Genomic DNA, 21,098 nt, shown 5'->3' on the forward strand with positions numbered 1-21,098 from the left:
AATCTTACTCTTCGTTCAAGCTTCCGCCTTCGAGAACGAGGTTCAGTTTTTCACCGTTACCTTCATCCTCATCTTCCATTTCACGCATTTCAATCTCCTGCTCGTCACCGGACAGAATCTTCACGTCCATACCCAAGCTCTGCAGTTCCTTGATCAATACCTTGAAGGACTCTGGAACACCTGGTTCTGGAACGTTTTCGCCCTTAACGATCGCTTCGTACGTTTTCACGCGGCCCACGACGTCATCCGACTTGACAGTAAGAATTTCTTGCAAGGTGTAGGCAGCACCGTATGCTTCCAATGCCCAAACCTCCATCTCCCCGAAACGCTGTCCACCGAATTGAGCTTTACCACCCAATGGTTGCTGCGTAACAAGAGAGTAAGGACCAGTAGAACGAGCATGGATTTTATCGTCAACCAAGTGAGCCAGTTTCAGCATGTATACACAACCAACTGTTACACGGCGATCAAACGGTTCACCAGTACGACCATCAAACAAGATCGTTTTTCCGTCACGATCCAGACCTGCTTCTTCCAACGTTTCGAATACTTCTGCCTGACGTGCACCGTCGAATACCGGCGTTGCTACGTGGATACCCAGAAGCTTCGCTGCCATACCCAAGTGAGTCTCCAATACCTGACCGATGTTCATACGCGAAGGTACGCCCAACGGGTTAAGTACGATCTCTACTGGAGAACCATCTGGCAGGAACGGCATATCTTCTTCCGCCATGATGCGGGCGATAACCCCTTTGTTACCATGTCGACCGGCCATTTTGTCACCCACGGAGATTTTCCGTTTCTGGGCGATGTAAACGCGAACGAGTTGGTTTACGCCTGGTGGCAATTCGTCGCCATTCTCACGCGTAAATACTTTTACGTCTACGATGATACCGGAACCACCATGCGGTACGCGCAGGGATGTATCACGAACTTCACGAGCTTTTTCACCGAAGATGGCATGCAGGAGGCGTTCTTCTGCTGTCAGCTCAGTAACCCCTTTAGGTGTAACCTTACCAACGAGAATGTCGCCGTCCTGAATCTCCGCACCAACACGGATGATACCGCGTTCGTCCAGGTTTTTCAGAGCATCTTCCCCGACGTTTGGAATATCGCGAGTGATTTCCTCTGGACCCAGCTTGGTGTCGCGAGCTTCGGACTCGTATTCTTCAATATGAATAGACGTATACACGTCATCTTTTACAAGTTTTTCACTTAGAAGAATCGCGTCTTCGTAGTTGTATCCTTCCCACGTCATAAACGCAACGATTACGTTACGACCGAGAGCCAATTCACCTTTTTCAGTGGATGGGCCGTCCCCAACGATATCGCCTTTTTCAATCCAGTCTCCAGTGCTTACAATTGGACGCTGGTTGATGCAGGTACCTTGGTTGGAACGGATAAACTTGTGCATTTTGTATTTATCGAGATCGCCAGCAACTTTTCTGCCGTCGATTTCTTGGTAACGACGAATCCAGATTTCGCGAGCCGTTACGCGCTCAACTTGACCCGGATGCTTGGCAACGATCGCCACCCCGGAGTCTTGCGCTGCTTTATGTTCCATACCCGTACCAACAAACGGTGCTTGTGGAATCAAAAGCGGAACGGCCTGCCGCTGCATGTTTGAACCCATCAGTGCGCGGTTGGCGTCATCGTTCTCGAGGAACGGAATCAGCGCTGTCGCAACGGATACAACCTGCTTCGGCGATACGTCCATGAAGTCTACCTTGTCGCGCGGTACGCTCAAGATCTCACCTTTACGACGGCAGATTACCATGTCGTTTACGAAACGGCCATCTTCATCAAGTGGCTGATTCGCCTGTGCCACGTTGAACACGTCTTCCTCATCAGCAGTCAAGTAGCTGATATCAGTCAACACGAAGCCTGTTTCTGGATCTACTTTACGACGCGGCGTTTCGATGAATCCGTAATCGTTAATGCGTGCAAAGGACGACAGGGAGTTGATCAAACCAATGTTTGGTCCCTCTGGCGTCTCAATTGGACACATACGACCGTAGTGGGAATGGTGAACGTCGCGCACTTCGAAGCCCGCGCGCTCACGCGTCAAACCACCAGGTCCGAGTGCGGACAGACGGCGTTTGTGCGTCAGCTCAGCCAATGGATTCGTTTGATCCATGAACTGGGACAACTGCGAGCTACCAAAGAACTCCTTCAGCGAGGCAATCACTGGACGGATGTTAATGAGAGCTTGCGGTGTAATTTGGTTTTGATCCTGGATGGACATGCGCTCACGAACCACACGCTCCATACGGGACAGACCAATACGGAACTGGTTCTGCAACAGTTCACCTACGGAACGCAGACGACGGTTACCCAAGTGGTCGATATCATCTGTGGAGCCTACACTGTGCAGCAGGTTCATGAAATAGTTGATCGCCGATACGATGTCCGCCGGCGTAATATGTTTGAAGGACTTATCTACATTTCCGTTTCCGATTACTTTGATGATCTTGCCATCTTCAATCGGAGAAAAAATATTGATAGATTGCAGATGGATTGCTTCATCTTCCAGAACGCCGCCATGCGTGCGAACGTCGATAAATCCGATGCTGCCTTCCAGAGCTGGCACAATACGTTCCAACACACGACGGTCAATCATTTGACCTGCTTCGGCAAAAATTTCACCTGTTGTCGTATCGATCAACGTTTCAGCCAGACGTTGGTTGTACAGACGGTTTTTCAAATGAAGCTTTTTGTTCATTTTATATCGACCAACAGAAGCCAAATCATAGCGCTTAGGGTCGAAGAAACGAGAGATCAAGAGGCTCTTCGCATTTTCGACTGTTGGTGGCTCACCTGGACGAAGACGCTCGTAGATTTCGATGAGCGCTTTTTCCGTAGAATCCGTATTGTCTTTTTCCAGCGTGTTCTTGATGTATTCATCTTCACCCAGCAAGTTGAGAATCTCGATGTCGGAACCAAAGCCCAACGCACGCAAAAGAACCGTTACCGGGATTTTTCGCGTACGGTCGATGCGGACATAAATAACGTCCTTCGCATCGGTCTCCAGCTCCAGCCAAGCACCCCGGTTCGGGATTACTGTAGCTGTAAACGTCTGCTTGCCGTTTTTGTCCACTTTGGTGTTGTAATATACACTGGGGGAACGAACAAGCTGGCTGACAATTACGCGCTCAGCACCATTAATAATGAAGGTTCCCGTTTCGGTCATGAGCGGGAAATCCCCCATGAATACTTCTTGTTCCTTCACTTCACCCGTCTCTTTGTTCAACAAACGTACCTTCACACGCAGAGGCGCCGCATAGGTGACGTCACGTTCTTTCGACTCGTCAACATCGTACTTCGGCTCTCCCAAGCTGTAGTCGATAAACTCCAGCACGAGATTACCTGTGAAGTCCTGGATTGGCGAAATGTCTTGGAACATCTCACGGAGCCCCTCATCAAGGAACCATTGGTAGGACTTTTGTTGAATCTCGATGAGATTTGGAAGGCCCAGCACTTCGTTAATACGTGAATACGTACGACGCTGGCGGTGTCGGCCACTTTGAATCACTTTACCTGCCAACTTATTCACCCCTCAGGTTGTGTTTTCACACATAGAAACTCGGCATTCGGCAACTTCTTTCAGTCGCATTCGAATGCCTAAAAATAAAAATGGGTTAAAGCAGCTTCAACCATTTTTAACCCAGAGAAACTCTATTTTAAAAGAATTCCCATGTTTTCATCCAAACATTCCTATCTCAGGAAAAAAGTAGAAACGCTTGATGGACAGGGAATTGCTGAAAAATAGACATTTATCCCATATTGACATTTTATAATACTATCACAATCAATTATTCACGTCAAGAAAACTTTTCTAATGATTTCTTCTTGCTTATTTGATAGCCCTGAATATGTGATAGCCTTTTTCCCGATCTACCTCTATTACTTCGCGGTACACTTCCTGCAGCTTCTTTAATGCAGATGGGGCGCCTTGCTTCTTCTGAATGACAACCCACATTTCTCCGCCTTCTACCAACAGGTCGTATCCCTCAACAAAAATGCGATGAACGATTTCCTTACCCGCACGAATCGGCGGATTGGTTAGAATGACATCAAACTGCTCACCTTGCACGCCGCTGTAGACATCACTCACTCGAACCTCAACATTTTTTATTCCATTTGCTTCTGCATTACGACGAGCCAGGTTAACCGCACGCTCGTTCACGTCGATCATCGTCACCCGACCATGATCAGCAAGCTTGGCAGCCGTCAATCCCATCGGACCATACCCGCATCCCACATCGAGTACACGTGCATGACTGTTAATTTCCATGTTCTCGATGAGCAATACACTTCCAAAGTCAATCCGGTCTCGGGAAAAAACGCCAGCATCCGTTATGAAACGAAATTCATTACCACGGAGTTTGAACGTAAATTGCTGTTCATCATGTGCAGCGCCCGGTTGATTGGTATAGTAATGGTCTGCCACGTGTGATTCACCCTTCCTCATCGTTTAAGAAAACATCTAACACCAAAAGCTTACAGAAAATCCCCCTGCCGCAGGCAAGGGGATATCCTAAAGGAAGCTAACTTACTTTACTTCTACTTGTGCGCCAGCTTCTTCGAGTTTTGCTTTGAGGGCTTCTGCTTCGTCTTTGGAAACGCCCTCTTTGAGTGTTTTTGGAGCGTTGTCTACCAGGTCTTTTGCTTCTTTCAGACCCAAGCCAGTCAGCTCGCGAACAACTTTGATTACGTTGATTTTGGAAGCGCCGCCGCTTACCAGGTTAACAGTGAACTCAGTTTGCTCAGCAGCAGCTTCTGCTCCGCCACCAGCAACTACAGCTACAGGAGCAGCAGCAGTTACACCGAATTCTTCTTCAATTGCTTTTACCAGATCGTTCAGTTCGAGAACGGACATGCCTTTAATGGCTTCCAAGATTTGGTCTTTAGACATTTGTAAATCCTCCATTCAAGGAATAGTATTTGTAAAACATTAACCGATCAGACGATTACGCGCCTTGACCTTCTTTTTGTTCTGCCACTGCTTTGACTGCCAGTGCAACGTTGCGCATTGGAGCTTGCAGGACGGAAAGAAGCATGGACAAGAGACCTTCGCGGTTCGGCAGGGAAGCCAGAGCTTTAATTTGCTCAGCATCAACTACTTTACCCTCGATAACGCCACCCTTGATTTCCAGCTTGTCGTTTTTCTTAGCGAATTCAGCGATAACTTTCGCTGGAGCGATGATATCGTCTTTGGAGAACGCCAGAGCGTTTGGTCCAGTCAGATATTGATCCAGTTCAGTCAGGCTTTCCTTCTCAGTAGCCAAACGAGTCAGGGAGTTTTTCAACACCTGGAACTCAACACCAGCTTCACGCAATTGCTTACGGAGCTCAGTTACTTGTGCTACTGTCAGACCGCGGTAGTCAGCTACCACTGTAGTTTGGCTTTCGCGAAGCTTAGCTGCGATTTCGTTGATCGCTTGTACCTTTTCTTCACGAATAACGGTTGGACGAATTTCTGCCATTGATTACACCTCCCGTGCTCTAATCCTAGAAAATGAAGAATGCCCTCGCAGACTCACGAGGGCATAATGCTATATCGTCAAAGGAAAACAGCGTTTCCTCATTCGTACATTACACGCCTCGGAGGGGTATTAAGCGTTACTCTCACAAGCACCGCACCTTCTGTCTACGGCATATTCTTTTCATCAACAGGGACTATCTTAACAACTCCCGTAAAGGAAGTCAAGTGTCATTATTTTACAGCTACACGTACGCCAGGGCCCATAGTGGAGCTCAGGGTTACGTTTCTCATGTAAACACCTTTAGCAGCAGCTGGTTTCGCACGGTTCAGTGCTTCAGTCAGAGCAGCCAGGTTTTCTACCAGTTTGTCAGCATCGAAGGATGCTTTTCCGATAGGAGCGTGGATGTTACCCGCTTTGTCTACACGATACTCAATTTTACCTGCTTTGATTTCGTTAACCGCTTTGGTTACATCGAAAGTAACTGTACCGGTTTTAGGGTTTGGCATCAGGCCTTTTGGACCGAGTACACGACCCAATTTACCTACTTCACCCATCATATCAGGAGTAGCTACTACAACGTCAAAGTCGAACCAGCCACCTTGAATTTTTGCGATCATGTCTGCATCGCCTACGAAGTCTGCGCCAGCTGCTTCCGCATCTTTTGCTTTTTCGCCTTTTGCGAATACGAGAACACGTTGTACTTTACCAGTACCATGTGGCAATACAACTGCGCCACGAATTTGTTGGTCAGCACGCTTAGGATCTACGCCCAAACGGAAAGCTACTTCAACGGTTTCGTCGAATTTAGCTGTAGCTGCTTTTTTAACCAGCTCAACGCCTTCAACTACTTCGTATACTTTGTTTTTATCAACGAGCTTTACAGCATCTTGATATTTCTTACCTTTTTTCGCCATGATTAAATCTCCCTTCAATGTGGTCGTAGCGGTTGATCCTCCCACAGACAGGGGGGCACAACGTCTGTGCCCCCTTGCACTCAAGACAATTAGTCTTCGATTACGATACCCATAGAACGAGCTGTACCTTCTACCATGCGCATAGCCGCTTCAACGGATGCAGCATTCAGGTCAGGACGCTTCAGTTCTGCGATTTCACGAACTTTATCACGCTTCAGCGTAGCAACCTTTGTTTTGTTTGGTACGCCAGAACCGGACTCAATACCAGCAGCTTTCTTCAACAGAACTGCAGCTGGAGGAGTTTTTGTGATAAAAGTGAAAGAACGGTCTTCAAACACGGTGATTTCCACCGGAATGATCATACCTACTTCGCTTTCAGTGCGAGCATTGAATTCTTTACAGAATCCCATGATGTTTACACCAGCTTGACCGAGAGCCGGACCTACTGGAGGTGCAGGATTCGCTTTACCTGCTGGGATTTGTAATTTAATTACGCGGATAACCTTCTTAGCCACGTAACACACCTCCTTACTTCACATGTGGTTATTACGGGGGAATGCCCCCTCCCACCGTTTTTTGAAAGTCTGTATGTAACAGACTTTCGATCTATAGTGAGAGTGCAAGAAACCCCAAATTAGTTTTGTGGGATTGTTAAAACAAAATGAAATGTACCACATAGCGCGATACTTTTCAAGTTGAATCCTAATCCAATTGTTGAACTTGTGTAAAGTCTAGCTCTACCGGTGTTTCGCGACCGAAGATGTCCACCAACACGCGAACCTTCTGCCTGTCCGGGTAAATCTCGATAATCTCCCCGGTGCGATTGGAAAACGGACCATCTGTGACGCGCACCATATCGCGGAGAGCAAAATCGACTCTGATCTTGGGAATTTCGATTCCCATTTGCTTGAGAATCGTATCGGCCTCTTCAGGACGCAGCGCTGTCGGTTTAGAGCCAGCACCCGTGGATCCGACAAAGCCGGTAACCCCAGGGGTGTTGCGCACGACATACCAAGAGTCGTCCGTCATCACCATTTCAACAAGGACGTATCCAGGAAACACTTTTTTCGTGACGGTGCGCTTTTTACCATCCTTGGTTTCCACCTCTTCTTCAGTGGGAACAAGAACGCGAAAGATCTTGTCTTCCATGCCCATCGACTCGAGTCGCTTCTCCAGATTTGTTTTTACCTTGTTTTCGTAACCTGAGTACGTATGAAGTACATACCATGCTTTTTCCATATCCAACAGGACGATAACCGTCCGTCCCTCCTAAGACTTGCATAATTACGTTCCTAGAATCAAATCGATCAAGCGCGAGATACCCAAATCAACGACGAAGAAGAATATTGCCAGGAGCACAACCGTGACGAGAACAACGAGTGTATAGGTCGTCAATTCTTTACGGTTGGGCCAACGGACTTTCTTTAGCTCGGACATTACGTCACTAAAAAAACCACCGGTACGGCGAAAACTGGCTCCAATTCGTGATAAAAAACCCACTTTGCCACCCCCTGACTTCGTCGCATCAACCATTACTTCGTCTCGCGATGAAGGGTTTGCTTCTTGTCACGGGAGCAATACTTTTTCAGTTCAACACGTTCAGTAGTGGTGCGCTTGTTCTTTGTGGAGATATAGTTACGCTCGCCACACTCGGTGCACGCCAACGTGATGTTTACTCGCATTTATTGCCACCTCCATCTCATTTCAAACCTGCTATTAGTTAAAAGTACCCCGATGATAAATAGTACGGGAAAACCGCTACTTTTTCCAGACCATTTCATTCACCTAAGTAACCATAGAACAGAGAGATAAGAGTCTATGGCTACCTAAATAAATTTATCATACCGAAATACCCATGTCAAACAAAATGACTTGACAAGAGATAGTCCTTTTGCTTCCAAAATAAAAAGAGAGATTCTCTACAGATGAATCTCTCTTCCTTCCAAATAGCGCTCTAGCTTGCGCTTTACTCGCTGCAATGCATTATCAATAGACTTGACGTGACGCTTCAGCTCGACGGCAATCTGCTGATAGGATCGCCCATCCAAATAGAGCATGAGAACCTGACGCTCCAAGTCACTCAAAATTTCACTCATTTTGCCCTCGATATCATCGAACTCTTCCCGATTGATAAACAATTCCTCTGGATCGGTCACTTTTGTTCCCGAGATCACATCGAGGAGTGTGCGGTCAGAATCTTCATCGTAGATAGGCTTGTCCAGTGAGACGTAAGAATTGAGCGGGATGTGCTTTTGGCGTGTCGCTGTCTTGATCGCGGTAATGATCTGACGGGTAATACACAGCTCGGCAAATGCCTTGAACGACGTGAGCTTGTCTCCTCGGAAGTCGCGAATAGACTTGTACAGTCCGATCATCCCTTCCTGCACGATGTCTTCGCGGTCAGCCCCAATAAGAAAATAGGATCTCGCTTTGGCACGAACGAAGTTCTTGTATTTGTTGATCAAATACTCCAAAGCTTCGGCGTCATTATCGCGAACCAGGTCGACTACTTCTTCGTCGGTCATTAGTTCATATTGGGCATGTTTTAACTCCTTGAGGTCAACACTCACAAATGATCCCTCCGCCAACCGGTTTCTCCAATAGATAGCGTTATTATACATGATGCCGTAAAAAAGCGTCAACCGAATCCAAGTTATTCCCTTCTCCATTTTTCGAATATTTTCGCTATTTCATCATTCAGCGTAATCCGCGTGGAGAAACGTTCTTCTTGCGTTTTTTCGACTTGTTTCTTGATTTCCTTGCCCGCATTTTCCATATCGAGCAACAACTCCCGCGCTGATTTGCGCAAAGCACCCTGCCCAAATATGACACGTTGAGAGGTATAGTCAGAAGTTGCCACATAAATTTGTCGATTTTTATTGTGAAATTGGGAGACTAATTGCTCAATTTTCTCGTCTGCCGTCTCCTTTTTTTTCGTGAAATAAACTTCAACCTGGAAGTCTTCCATTTGACGGCCAATACCAGGTACGTTGTACGCATCAAAGACAATGATGACCTTCACACCAGTGTAGCTCTGGTACTCAGCCATTTTTGCGATTAATTGATCACGCGCCTCGTCCATCCGCTCTTGATCCTTCAACAGGCGCAGATCGGGCCAGGCGCCGATGATATTGTATCCATCTACGATCAACAGCTGCTTGGCTTTTCGTTTCGCCATGTTATTTCACCCGCGTCGGAATTGGACTCCTGGAGCGATAGACTTCATACATCAGCAAGGCAGCTGCTACAGAAGCATTGAGAGAGGTAACATTGCCCGCCATCGGAAGGCTGTACAGAAAATCACAGTTTTCCCGGACGAGACGACTCATGCCTTTTCCTTCGCTGCCAATGACAATTGCAAGCGGCATCGTATAATCACCCTGGCGGAAATCTTGCTTGGCACTCGCGTCTGTTCCCGCGATCCAAACACCGCGTTCTTTGAGCTCTTCCATGGTACGAACCAAGTTCGTCACTCGCGCTACTGGTACGTAGTTGATCGCCCCTGCCGAAGCTTTTGCCACTGTTGCTGTAAGACTGACTGAACGTCGTTTTGGAATGATGACACCATGAGCCCCGACTGCATCGGCTGTCCGCATAATAGAACCGAGGTTATGCGGATCCTCCAGCTCGTCCAGCAGCAAAATAAACGGCGCCTCGTTTTTCTCCTCTGCCCGCTTCAAAATATCGTCTACTTCTACGTAATCGTAAGCAGCAACAGAAGCCACTACACCCTGGTGGTTGTCCGTCGAAACGAGCTGATCCAGCTTTTTGCGGTTCGCTGTCGTCACAATGACACCCTGTTCTTTTGCCAAGGCAAAGACAGGTCCCATCAGATTTTTATTCGTTCCCTCTGCAACCCAAATCTTATTGATCGTACGGCCTGATCGCAAAGCCTCGATGACGGGGTTTTTCCCCAGAATCCATTCTTCACTCATTTCATGATTCTCCTTCCACTATGGCAAAAGCCTGCTGCACAATTTCAGCGATCCGCTCTTCTTTTCCACTCAAGTACAGGTACCCGATCAATGCTTCAAAAGCCGTTGCATGACGGTAGTCGATAATATCGGCGTTTTTGGCACTGGAGCCGGATTTGGCATTCCGCCCCCGCTTCACTACATTCAATTCTTCCTCCGGCAATGTGGGCATTAACGTCAACAACACATTGGCCTGTGCTTTCGCTGAAACATAGCGGTTGGCCGCCTTGTGGAGCTGGTTTGGTTTAACCAGCCCCTTGGCGATCAAATGATACCTGACACAATGCGAATAGGTAGCATCCCCGAGGAAGGCAAGCACGAGTGGATTTGTCAGATTAGGATCTCGGGTCAGTTCTTCTTTTTGCATCTATTTTCTTCGGCCCCTTATTTTCGACGCCAGCGAACACCTTGTGGCGTGTCCTCAAGCACGATTCCTTTTGCAGCAAGCAGATCGCGGATTTCGTCAGAACGCGCAAAATTTCTTGCTTTGCGAGCTTCTGTGCGCTCTTCGATCAACGCATCAATCTCACTATCCAACAGCTCCTGCTCTTCTGCAATGTCAAGACCAAGAACCTCCGTCAACTCCACCAATAAATCCATGTATGCACGAACTTCGGTTTCGCCTACATTTTGATGACGCAAGTAAAGGTTGGCTTCCTTCACCACATCAAAAATAACGGTAATAGCATTCGCTGTATTGATATCATCATCCATCTCGGCAATGAAGCGCTCGCGAAGCTCTCCAATGATTCGTGCCTGCTCCTGTGCCTGATCATTCGGCTCTTCAGCTCGCGCGGTATCCAGACGATGGGAAAGATTCGTATACGCCGTCGTGATTCGATCCAAACCATTGGCCGCTTGTTCGATCAACTCTTCGCTAAAATTGATCGGATTGCGATAGTGTCCCTGAAGCATAAAGAAGCGAATTAATTGACCGCCGAATTTCTCCGAAAGATCGCGTGCAAGCAAGAAATTCCCGAGCGATTTGGACATTTTTTCGTTATCGATATTGAGCATGCCGTTGTGTAGCCAGTAGCGAGCAAAAACTTTACCCGTAAAGCACTCCGATTGGGCAATTTCGTTCTCGTGGTGAGGGAACACAAGGTCTGTTCCGCCTGCATGAATATCGATTTCCTCTCCTAAAAACTTCAGGGCCATTGCCGAGCACTCAATATGCCATCCCGGTCTTCCTTCGCCCCACGGACTATCCCAAGTAACTTCTCCAGTCTTGGCCGCTTTCCAAAGCACAAAGTCCAGGGGATGTTCCTTTTTCTCGTTGATTTCTACACGAGCACCTGCCTGCAAATCATCCAATGGTTGATGCGAAAGCTTTCCGTATTCCTGAAAACGCCCCGTGCGGAAATAGACGTCACCTTCACTCTCGTAGGCAAAGCCTTTTTCAATCAGCCCTTGAACGAATTCAATGATCTCCGGAATGGTCTGCATCACTCGCGGTTGAATATCCGGTGGCGATACGTTCAGTGATTTCAGATCAGCATTGTACGCATCTGTGTATCGATCCGCCACTTCTTTGACTGTGACACCTTCCTGATTCGCCACACGAATCAGTTTGTCATCTACGTCCGTAATATTTTGCACGAATGTCACTTCGTAGCCACGATATTTCAAGTAACGACGCAGTGTATCAAATACAATGGCAGGGCGCGCATTTCCAATGTGAATGTAATTGTACACGGTCGGGCCGCACACGTACATTTTTACCTTTCCTGGCTCCAATGTGTGAAACGGTTCCTTTCGCCGCGTCATCGTGTTAGTTAGCTGAATGCCCATCGTTCTTTTTATCCTCCCTCAAAAGCTCCAATTCTTTGCGTAATTGATCAATTTCCTTTTGCATCATGCGAATCGTATCCGCTACCGGGTCTGGCATGTTTACATGGTCCAGGTCATTTTTGACCCGCTTGCCATCCTGGATGACGATACGCCCCTTGATTCCTACTACGGTCGAGTTCGGCGGTACCTCCTGCAAAACAACGGCACCAGCCCCTATCTTTGAATTATCGCCAATTTTGAAGGAGCCCAACACCTTTGCTCCCGTAGCAATAATGACATCATTGCCGATCGTAGGGTGACGCTTTCCTTTTTCCTTACCTGTTCCCCCGAGTGTAACCCCTTGATAAATCGTTACATTGTCTCCGATTTCGCACGTCTCTCCGATCACAACACCCATGCCATGGTCAATAAACAGGCCGCGGCCAATTGTCGCGCCCGGGTGAATCTCAATTCCCGTGAAAAAGCGGGATAGTTGAGAGACAATTCGGGCGAGTGTACACAGCTCAGCTTTCCAGAGCCTGTGGGCAATCCGGTGCCCCCATATCGCGTGCAATCCGGAATAGGTCATGACGACTTCCAGCGTACTGCGCGCAGCCGGGTCTCGTTCAAAAACAGCATGAATGTCATCTCTCATCTGTGCTAACATTTTTGGGTGGCACCTCCTGCCTGATTTACCTGCCGAGTGTTCAACTTCCTCTAAAATAAAAAAACGTCCCTATCCCCTCCATTACGAAGGGACAGAGACGGGTTTACCGTGGTTCCACTCTGCTTAGATCCTCTTGGCTGCAAAGACATAACAAACAACCTCGAACGATCTCGCTCATATCCCGATAACGGCGGGAGGCCGATGACGCCTACTGATATCTTTTCAAAAAGATAGGTTCAGCTCATTGCTCACAGGGGCATTTCCATACAGGACACATCAGATGGCTCTCACCTATCCATCCTCTCTGTAGATGTGCAGACTGTTGTACTTCTCCTGATCGTCGCATTCCTTATTTATAAAAGATAGCCAGCCAATACTTACTGACCGTTTGCAATTACTTGTTGTGCACGTGCAATCACCTTGTCGCGTCCAAGCAGATACAACGTCTCTGCCAAATCACGACCATGCGCCTGGCCAGTTGCTCCTACGCGAACCGGCATAAACAACGCCTTGCCTTTGTGACCCGTTTCCTTTTGCACGTCCTTGAGTACCGCTTTAATAACATCCACATTATATGCATCCTGGGCAGAAAGGTGTTTCACAAAGGAAGCAAGTACTTCCGGCAATTGCGGTTCTTTCAGCACCAGAGTTGCTTCTTCATCGTACACCACTTCGTCGAGGAAGAAAAGGGCTGCCAACGGAACGATTTGCGCACAGTAGGACATTTGCTCTTGGTACAGGCCTACGATACTGCGAACCCATTCGCGCTTCTCAGCAGACAAAGTCTCTTCGATGAAGCCAGCTTTTTGCAGATGCGGGATACACATGTCTGTAATCATATCCAGCGGTTGACGCTTCAAATAAAAGTTGTTCATCCAGTTCATCTTCGTTGCATCAAACACAGCTGGAGACTTGTTCACGCGATCCATTGAGAACAGCTTGATCAGATCTTCCATTAAGAAAATCTCTTCTTCGCCACCTGGAGACCATCCCAAGAGAACAAGGAAGTTCACGATTGCCTCTGGCAAGAAGCCCAGGTCACGGTACTGTTCAATGAACTGAAGAATGCTCTCATCGCGCTTGGACATCTTTTTGCCATCTTGGTTGAGGATCAGTGCCAAGTGAGCAAAGTCAGGCGCTTCCCATCCAAACGCTTCGTAAATCATCAATTGACGAGGCGTGTTGGACAGATGCTCTTCTCCACGAATAACGTGGCTAATTTTCATCAAATAGTCGTCCACTACAACAGCGAAGTTGTATGTAGGAATCCCATCCGGTCGGCAAATAACGAAATCGCCCATCTCGTTGGAGTTGAATGTTACCTGGCCGCGAATCAGGTCGTTCACGACATATTCGCGATCATCCTGAACGAGGAAGTGAATGGATGGCACTCGACCTTCTGCTTCGTACTGAGCACGCTGCTCGTCCGTTACATGGCGGTGCTTTTCCAGAATGCGTGGTGTTTCTCCACGCGCGAGCTGTTCTTCACGTTCTGCATCCAGCTCTTCTTTTGTCGCGTAGCAGTAGTATGCTTTGCCTTCTGCTAGCAGTTGATCGATATATTTCCGATAAATGTCCAGGCGCTCTGTTTGACGGTACGGTCCATATGGTCCCCCAACGTCTGTACCTTCTTCCCATGTTACGCCGAGCCATTTCAGGTTTTTCATTTGCTCTTCGTCCGCATTTTCCTTATTGCGCGTTTGGTCCGTATCTTCAATCCGAACGATGAACGAACCACCGTGATGTTTCGCAAAAAGATAATTAAAGAGCGCTGTTCGCGCACCGCCGATGTGTAAATGCCCCGTAGGACTCGGCGCATAACGAGTGCGAATTTCTTTCGCCATTGGTAGCACCATCCTTATGAATGTAAAAGGCTATAACCTTGACCTAAGTAAAAACGTATCTAAGGCTTTATGTTACACCTTGCCCCTCTACTTGACAAGCAAGCATACCGCCTGCGCAGCGATTCCTTCCCCTCTGCCTGTAAAACCGAGTTTCTCGGATGTCGTCGCCTTCACATTCACTTGCGAGAGATCGTCTGCCTCCAGCACGCGTGCAATGACTTCACACATTTGCGGAATGTACGGTGCCATTTTCGGCGCTTGAGCAATGATCGTTGCATCTACGTTACCTAATCGGTAGCCACGCTCCCGAACCAACTTCCATACATGCTCCAGCAGCTTTACGCTATCGGCATCCTTAAAAGCCGGGTCTGTATCTGGAAAATGACGGCCAATATCCCCCTCACCAATCGCTCCAAGAATCGCGTCACTAATCGCATGGAGGAGAACATCCGCGTCAGAATGCCCTAGCAAGCCTTTTTCATACGGGATGGTGACGCCTCCAATAATGCATGGACGCCCCTCTACTAATTGATGCACGTCAAAACCTTGTCCAATACGCATGAGCTACTCTCCCTTTCGTTTCCGCAATATCTCTTCACCAAACCACAGATCGTCTGGCGTCGTAATCTTAATGTTCTCATAGCTTCCCTGCATAATCGATACCGGATGACCCAGCCACTCAACCAGCATCGCATCATCTGTGCCCAGCTTCCCTGCTTCCCCTGCTGCCTGATGTGCCTCTCGCAGTAAAGACATACGAAAAGCTTGTGGGGTTTGAACCGCCCACAAGCTTTCCCGTGCCGGGGTTGACTCTACAAGTCCATTTACCCCCACCACTTTAATCGTATCTTTGACAGGTACTGCCATGATCGTTGCCTGATCTTGTTGTACCTGTTTGATCATGTCACTGATCTGTTTGCGAGTGACGAAAGGACGGGCAGCATCGTGAACCAGTACGTAATCGCAATTTGCGGATAGGGAAGCCAAGCCATTTCTCACACTGTCCTGTCGCTCTGCTCCACCCATAGTAACCACAACCGTCAGCTTTTCAGCCGAGATCAAGGTCATTACTTCTGCGTGGTCTGCTTCACTCACCACCAGCACGACTTCATCAATGTCGGGATGAGTAGCAAATAGACGTACCGTATGAGCCAGGATCGGCTCGCCCGCAAGCGGTAACCACAACTTGTTCCGTTGCCCACCCATTCGTTTTCCCGAACCGGCTGCAACGATCACGACACCCGTACTCACTGATTCATCCCTCTCCTGTTGTCTTTTCTATAACGCTCGTTCCAGCAACTTTGGTTTGGCGAAGATCATTCGTCCTGCTGAAGTTTGTAGCACACTCGTTACGAGAACATCGACGTCGTTTCCGATGTATTCTCGTCCGCCCTCTACAACAATCATCGTGCCATCGTCCAGGTAAGCGACACCCTGACCGTGCTCTTTCCCATCCTTGATGACTTGGACGTTCATCTCTTCTCCAGGTAAAACTACAGGCTTGACTGCATTCGCTAAATCATTGATGTTCAATACCGCAACACCTTGCAGCTCACATACCTTGTTCAGGTTGAAGTCGTTTGTTACGACCTTTCCGTTAATGAGCTTTGCGAGCTTGATCAGCTTGCTGTCCACCTCGGATACTTCTTCAAAATCGCCTTCCCAAATCTGAACCTTTACCTTCATTTCTTTTTGAATCTTGTTCAAGATATCCAGACCCCGACGACCGCGGTTTCTCTTCAGTACATCGGAGGAATCGGCGATATGCTGCAACTCCTCTAGCACAAATCCCGGAATAACCAGAACCCCTTCCAGAAAGCCGGTACGGCAAATATCTGCGATGCGTCCGTCAATGATGACACTGGTATCGAGGATTTTATTTTCCAGGTTAACGGTAGTTGTTGCGCTATCCTTTTTCTTATCCTTACGTCCAATTGAAAATACCGACATAATCTCGTCCCGCTTGCGAAACCCTACCTGGAAGCCCAAATAACCGAGCAACCCGGAAACAATTAACGGCAAAAGATCTCCCACAAATGGAATCGGAATTTTACTGATGGGCAGGAATAATAAGAATGCAACAATAAGACCACTAATCAACCCCATCGCTCCGAACATCACATCGACAACCGGCATTTTGACGAGTGTCTCTTCACCCCATCGAACGATGCGCAGAACATAATCCACAACCCAATTCGCTAAAAAGAAAAACAAGATGGCACCTAGTACAGCCCCAATATATTGCGATCCGGCTACTACACCAAAGTTTAACAGTGGGTCGAGCAACGAGAACAATTCGTCACCAAATCGATACCCCAATCCGGCACCAATCAAAACAAAAATGAATTTTCCTACTCGGCGTAACATGCCTTCACCTCCTTTTACTAATATAGACAGAAGCTTAAGAGTAAAAACCTATTTTTTTCCAAATCATTATAATGCTTCATCTTACTTTCCCTCACTATAGCAAAAAAGATTTTGCCATGTCAAATAGCCAAAAATTTTAACACAGTTGTCATTTTCTCGTCAACCCGGGAACACTCGTTTCCTTCGATGTTAAATTGACAGGGAGCTGACTCCCTTCTTATAATGTCAGTATCGTAATGAGAGAAAATTATGACGATACCAACAGCCTAAAGCAGAGGTGAACCAGATGGACAATCGAAACATAGACGACTTTCAAACGCAAGTATCCGAGCTTTTGATTAGACATCGTAGCGTACTGGACGTCATGTCCAAAGTTCAGGAAACGGCATCCCGCATTAACCGTTCACTGACAAAAGCCATCACCGAATGCGGCTGTGTCGAAGTGGTTGCCAAAAAACAGACATACGATTCAAACAAGAACCTGGAGGACAACAAGTCCCATTTGGACACCCACTTTAACGGACCGCTGTGCGAGCATTGTCGCGATGTAGTTACTGCTGAGCTTGGCAAGAACCTCTTTTACCTCACTGCCTTGTGCAATATTACTGACATTAAGCTAGAAGATGTCCTTCAGAAGGAATCCAACCGATTGAATACTTTGGGTGTCTTCAATCTGTCTTAAAAGTCCGCTACTCGTATTACGAATGAACCCTAAAAAAAGTTGCATACAAAAAAGAAAAACCCGCACATTGAAGTGTGGGTTTTTTTATGCCGAAACTATTCAAACGGAACGGATTCTTCCTCTTTGTTTTTACGCTTCCGTAATTTTTTGACGAGAAAGTCAACGTTTTTTTTTATTCCGTACAGTGCATAAAAAGCAAGTGGCAAGAAGACAATTTTTGGAAACTGCTGCGGATACTTAATCGCTACAATAACCACAATCGCGATGATAATGGGTGTGATCCAGTAAGCAGACTTTGGAATCCCCACTTTTTTAAAGTTAGGATACTTGACCTTTGATACCATCAAAAAGGCAAGCAGCAACATACTTACGGCAAGCAATACCGGAGTGAATACTTGGTGATAGAGTGCGAGCGTAGCCAGTACGCCCCCCGCTGCCGTAATCGGCAAACCGATGAAATACCCCGGAACCCCGGCCTGTACGTTAAAACGCGCCAAACGCAGCGCACCACAGATCGGAAAAATGGCTGTAATGAGAATCCCAAGCAAATCAAAGTGTTGCAAGACGACAACATACATAATGAACGCCGGCGCAATCCCAAAAGTAATAACGTCAGAAAGGGAATCCAATTCCTTCCCGAACTCACTTTGGGCGTTCAACATACGAGCTACACGTCCATCCAGCCCGTCTGCCAGCATACCAATGATCACTGTGATCGCTGCATATTCGACGTATTGATCGCCTCGAAACGCAAGAATAATTGCTAAAACTCCCAGAAACAAGTTGCTTACGGTTAGTATGTTCGGTAACGATTTCACGAACATAGACTACCTCCTGATTTCTTTTGCGTAAGGAGCAGGTTACCCTGTTGACCTTGTTTTCATCCAAGTCCCTTAGGCAAATGCTGAATACAAATAATGCCTTTATCCTATTCTACTTTAAATGTGCCTGTCAATGAACACTTGTTCTTGAATCCGTTTCAGTCCCTCTTTAATCGCTCTCGCTCGAACCTCACCAATGCCTTCCACTTCGTCTAATTCCTGAATCGTTGCCATCATGATTCGTGGCAGATGATGAAAATGCTCTACCAGATTCGAGATGATTGTAACGGGCAGACGCCTGATCTTGTACAGGATCCGATAACCTCTAGGGGAAACGGATTCATCGAGCATACTGGCATTAGAGGAATACCCCAGCGTTCGTAAAAAAGAAGTGAGCTCCAGCATTTCCTCTGAGTTCAATTTTTTCATGTCCCGCAGTACAAGATCAGGTGAATAGGATGGATCTCGGGAATAATCCCGAATAAGCATATGGGCCTCTTCCTCAATGTTTGAAACCAGTTCCTCCAACTGCATACTGACGAGCCTTCCTTCTACCCCTAGCTCACATATGTACTTGGAGACCTCAGTCTTAATACGTAACACCATCTCAATCCGTTGCAAAACCGAGGCAACTTCATGCAAAGTAACGAGCTCCTCAAATTCTAACGCACCGAGATTCGTCAAAGTTTGATCAAGGACGGCCTTGTATTTCTCAAGGGTAGATACAGCTTGATTCGCCTTGGCCAGAATGACGCTGATTTCGCTTAAGACATACCGGAAACTCCCCTGATACAGCGTGATCACATTGCGACGCTGGGAGATAGCAATGACCAGATGATTCGTTTGAATGGCCGTACGTTGTGCTGTACGATGCCGTGTGCCCGTCTCGCTCGTGGGGATTGAGGAGGGTGGGAAGATTTGCGTATTCGCGTACAGGATGCGTTTTGCGTCTTCACTTACTATAATCGCCCCATCCATCTTCGCTAATTCATACAAATGGGCAGGAGAAAAATCACAATTGATGGAAAAACCGCCATCGACAATCGACTTCATCTCCGGACCGCACCCAATAACGATCAAGCCCCCTGTTTTGGCCCGTAAAACATTTTCCAACCCTTCACGAAGCTGTGTGCCGGGTGCCACGAGACGAAGCACATCACCGATTTGCGGAGTTCTTTTGATGTTCCCCTGCATGCCCACTCCTACCTCCTTATCACCTCGTTCAACGCATCGGCGATATTGCTCACACCAATTACTTGAATATCTGCTGGCGCATCCAGCCCGCGGATGTTTTTCTCCGGTATGATGACACGCTTAAAGCCTAATTTATGGGCTTCTCGTACTCGTTGCTCAATACGAGAGACACCGCGCACCTCACCAGTCAAGCCAATTTCTCCGATAACGACATCATGCGGATTGGTAGCGTGGTCACGGAAACTGCTTGCAATGCTTACGGCAATCGCCAAATCAACCGCTGGCTCATCCAATCTGACCCCACCTGCTACGTTTACATAAGCATCCTGATTTTGTAGCATCATGCCCATGCGCTTTTCCAACACCGCCATGATCATCGCCACACGCTGATGATCGACCCCTGTTGCCGTTCTCCGTGGGGTTACAAAGCTGGTCGGGGCAACGAGAGCTTGCAGCTCAACCAAAACAGGACGTGTGCCCTCCATACTGGCTACGACTGTGGAACCCGCAACACCAAATGGACGCTCTGCCAAAAATATCTCGGATGGATTCGCCACTTCCTCCAGACCGCGATCCTTCATCTCGAAAATACCGATTTCGTTTGTCGAACCAAAACGGTTTTTGACGGCGCGCAAAATTCGAAACGTATTGTGACGCTCCCCTTCAAAATAGAGAACAGCATCCACCATGTGCTCAAGCATACGCGGACCGGCGATGGAGCCTTCCTTGGTTACGTGACCGACGATGAAGGTACCAATCCCTTTCCCTTTTGCAATCCGCATCAATTGGGCTGTTGCCTCCCGCACTTGTGCGACACTCCCCGCAGCTGATTGGATCGTCGGGTGAAACACGGTCTGGATCGAGTCAATAATCAGAACATCCGGGTCTACTTGATTAATATGCTGTTCGATCAAATCCAAATCATTTTCTGCCAATACAAACATCGGCGGCGTTTGCAAATGGAGTCGATCCGCGCGAATTTTGATTTGTTTTGCCGACTCCTCTCCAGATACATAGAGAACCTTCGCCCCTTGATGAGCCAAGGCAAAAGAAGTCTGCAAAAGCAATGTAGATTTCCCGATTCCAGGGTCTCCCCCAACCAAAATGAGTGAACCCGGAACAAGTCCTCCACCAAGAACACGATTCAATTCTCCGATCGTCGTATCCATGCGTGGGTCTTCTTCACTGGCTACCTGGGTCAGTGGAATAGCAGATTGACGCTGGCCGCCACTCATCCCTTCGTGACGATGTGCAGTTTTTACCGTCACTTCCTCTACCAGGGTGTTCCAACTGCTGCATCCCGGGCATTTCCCCATCCATTTTGGCGATTCATAGCCACATTCTTGACACGCGTATTTCGTTTTATACTTTGACATAAT

Annotated in this window: 23 protein-coding genes and 2 other annotated features; of the genes, 1 reads left to right on the forward strand and 22 read right to left on the reverse strand. The window is 47.6% G+C overall.

What is annotated here, in order from left to right:
- Positions 1-4: 4 nt before the first annotated feature.
- The 19 genes from rpoB to HP401_RS33135 all read right to left on the reverse strand — a co-directional run bounded on the left by rpoB (position 5) and on the right by HP401_RS33135 (position 17,022).
- Positions 5-3,544, reverse strand: coding sequence for a DNA-directed RNA polymerase subunit beta (rpoB, locus tag HP401_RS33045; RefSeq protein ID WP_172143225.1), 3,540 nt, complete (start codon positions 3,542-3,544; stop codon positions 5-7).
- A gap of 309 nt (positions 3,545-3,853) precedes the next feature.
- The gene (locus HP401_RS33050) at positions 3,854-4,450 is read right to left on the reverse strand and encodes a class I SAM-dependent methyltransferase (protein ID WP_173606576.1); all 597 of its coding nucleotides are present in this window, start codon (positions 4,448-4,450) and stop codon (positions 3,854-3,856) included.
- Positions 4,451-4,552: 102 nt separating this feature from the next.
- Entirely contained in the window at positions 4,553-4,915 is a 363-nt protein-coding gene (gene rplL / locus HP401_RS33055; protein WP_007716218.1) for a 50S ribosomal protein L7/L12, read from the reverse strand.
- Between the two features lie 55 nt (positions 4,916-4,970).
- Positions 4,971-5,486 carry a 50S ribosomal protein L10 gene (gene rplJ / locus HP401_RS33060; RefSeq protein ID WP_012683973.1) on the reverse strand — a complete coding sequence of 172 codons (516 nt, stop codon included), beginning with the start codon at positions 5,484-5,486 and terminating at the stop codon, positions 4,971-4,973.
- Between the two features lie 24 nt (positions 5,487-5,510).
- Positions 5,511-5,674, reverse strand: a sequence feature (ribosomal protein L10 leader region).
- A 42-nt stretch (positions 5,675-5,716) separates the two neighbouring features.
- Positions 5,717-6,400, reverse strand: coding sequence for a 50S ribosomal protein L1 (rplA, locus tag HP401_RS33065; RefSeq protein ID WP_012683972.1), 684 nt, complete (start codon positions 6,398-6,400; stop codon positions 5,717-5,719).
- 89 nt (positions 6,401-6,489) lie between these two features.
- Positions 6,490-6,915, reverse strand: coding sequence for a 50S ribosomal protein L11 (gene rplK, locus HP401_RS33070; protein WP_005828886.1), 426 nt, complete (start codon positions 6,913-6,915; stop codon positions 6,490-6,492).
- Positions 6,916-7,102: 187 nt separating this feature from the next.
- A complete protein-coding gene (gene nusG, locus HP401_RS33075; protein ID WP_012683971.1) occupies positions 7,103-7,639 on the reverse strand; it encodes a transcription termination/antitermination protein NusG in 537 nt (178 codons plus the stop codon).
- Between the two features lie 45 nt (positions 7,640-7,684).
- On the reverse strand, positions 7,685-7,933 hold the full coding sequence (secE, locus tag HP401_RS33080) for a preprotein translocase subunit SecE (RefSeq protein ID WP_012683970.1): 249 nt from the start codon (positions 7,931-7,933) through the stop codon (positions 7,685-7,687).
- Positions 7,933-8,082, reverse strand: coding sequence for a 50S ribosomal protein L33 (rpmG, locus tag HP401_RS33085; protein WP_003392018.1), 150 nt, complete (start codon positions 8,080-8,082; stop codon positions 7,933-7,935). Before rpmG ends, secE begins: the two co-directional genes overlap by 1 nt.
- 237 nt (positions 8,083-8,319) lie before the next feature.
- Positions 8,320-8,970, reverse strand: coding sequence for an RNA polymerase sporulation sigma factor SigH (sigH, locus tag HP401_RS33090; protein ID WP_005828894.1), 651 nt, complete (start codon positions 8,968-8,970; stop codon positions 8,320-8,322).
- 83 nt (positions 8,971-9,053) lie between these two features.
- Positions 9,054-9,578, reverse strand: a complete 525-nt coding sequence (locus tag HP401_RS33095; RefSeq protein WP_047074734.1) for an NYN domain-containing protein — start codon at positions 9,576-9,578, stop codon at positions 9,054-9,056.
- A 1-nt stretch (position 9,579) separates the two neighbouring features.
- A complete protein-coding gene (gene rlmB, locus HP401_RS33100) occupies positions 9,580-10,335 on the reverse strand; it encodes a 23S rRNA (guanosine(2251)-2'-O)-methyltransferase RlmB (protein ID WP_012683967.1) in 756 nt (251 codons plus the stop codon).
- A 1-nt stretch (position 10,336) separates the two neighbouring features.
- On the reverse strand, positions 10,337-10,741 hold the full coding sequence (locus tag HP401_RS33105; protein WP_007716204.1) for a Mini-ribonuclease 3: 405 nt from the start codon (positions 10,739-10,741) through the stop codon (positions 10,337-10,339).
- A gap of 17 nt (positions 10,742-10,758) precedes the next feature.
- Positions 10,759-12,165, reverse strand: coding sequence for a cysteine--tRNA ligase (gene cysS / locus HP401_RS33110; protein WP_012683966.1), 1,407 nt, complete (start codon positions 12,163-12,165; stop codon positions 10,759-10,761).
- Positions 12,146-12,811 carry a serine O-acetyltransferase gene (cysE, locus tag HP401_RS33115; RefSeq protein WP_064202937.1) on the reverse strand — a complete coding sequence of 222 codons (666 nt, stop codon included), beginning with the start codon at positions 12,809-12,811 and terminating at the stop codon, positions 12,146-12,148. The genes cysS and cysE overlap by 20 nt, the downstream gene beginning before the upstream one ends.
- Positions 12,812-12,901: 90 nt before the next feature.
- Positions 12,902-13,161, reverse strand: a binding site (T-box leader).
- Positions 13,162-13,188: 27 nt separating this feature from the next.
- The gene (gltX, locus tag HP401_RS33120) at positions 13,189-14,655 is read right to left on the reverse strand and encodes a glutamate--tRNA ligase (protein WP_012683964.1); all 1,467 of its coding nucleotides are present in this window, start codon (positions 14,653-14,655) and stop codon (positions 13,189-13,191) included.
- Between the two features lie 87 nt (positions 14,656-14,742).
- Complete coding sequence (gene ispF / locus HP401_RS33125) at positions 14,743-15,216, reverse strand: 2-C-methyl-D-erythritol 2,4-cyclodiphosphate synthase (RefSeq protein WP_048035642.1); 474 nt, start codon at positions 15,214-15,216, stop codon at positions 14,743-14,745.
- A 3-nt stretch (positions 15,217-15,219) separates the two neighbouring features.
- Positions 15,220-15,906: a 2-C-methyl-D-erythritol 4-phosphate cytidylyltransferase gene (gene ispD / locus HP401_RS33130; RefSeq protein WP_234126151.1), complete on the reverse strand. Its 687-nt coding sequence runs from the start codon at positions 15,904-15,906 to the stop codon at positions 15,220-15,222.
- Positions 15,907-15,933: 27 nt separating this feature from the next.
- On the reverse strand, positions 15,934-17,022 hold the full coding sequence (locus tag HP401_RS33135) for a PIN/TRAM domain-containing protein (RefSeq protein ID WP_012683961.1): 1,089 nt from the start codon (positions 17,020-17,022) through the stop codon (positions 15,934-15,936).
- A gap of 286 nt (positions 17,023-17,308) precedes the next feature.
- Here HP401_RS33135 and HP401_RS33140 point away from each other — a divergent pair, with 286 nt between their 5' ends.
- Positions 17,309-17,704, forward strand: a complete 396-nt coding sequence (locus HP401_RS33140) for a nucleoside triphosphate pyrophosphohydrolase family protein (RefSeq protein WP_007716195.1) — start codon at positions 17,309-17,311, stop codon at positions 17,702-17,704.
- A 95-nt stretch (positions 17,705-17,799) separates the two neighbouring features.
- Here HP401_RS33140 and pssA read toward each other — a convergent pair whose 3' ends face one another.
- From pssA to radA, 3 genes are all read right to left on the reverse strand, one after another.
- A complete protein-coding gene (gene pssA, locus HP401_RS33145) occupies positions 17,800-18,528 on the reverse strand; it encodes a CDP-diacylglycerol--serine O-phosphatidyltransferase (RefSeq protein WP_016742861.1) in 729 nt (242 codons plus the stop codon).
- 114 nt (positions 18,529-18,642) lie between these two features.
- Positions 18,643-19,719 carry a DNA integrity scanning diadenylate cyclase DisA gene (gene disA, locus HP401_RS33150; RefSeq protein WP_012683959.1) on the reverse strand — a complete coding sequence of 359 codons (1,077 nt, stop codon included), beginning with the start codon at positions 19,717-19,719 and terminating at the stop codon, positions 18,643-18,645.
- A gap of 8 nt (positions 19,720-19,727) precedes the next feature.
- Positions 19,728-21,095: a DNA repair protein RadA gene (radA, locus tag HP401_RS33155; RefSeq protein ID WP_012683958.1), complete on the reverse strand. Its 1,368-nt coding sequence runs from the start codon at positions 21,093-21,095 to the stop codon at positions 19,728-19,730.
- Positions 21,096-21,098: the final 3 nt, after the last annotated feature.

This window comes from Brevibacillus sp. HB2.2 (assembly GCF_013284275.1).
Classification (GTDB): Bacteria; Bacillota; Bacilli; order Brevibacillales; family Brevibacillaceae; genus Brevibacillus; species Brevibacillus brevis_D.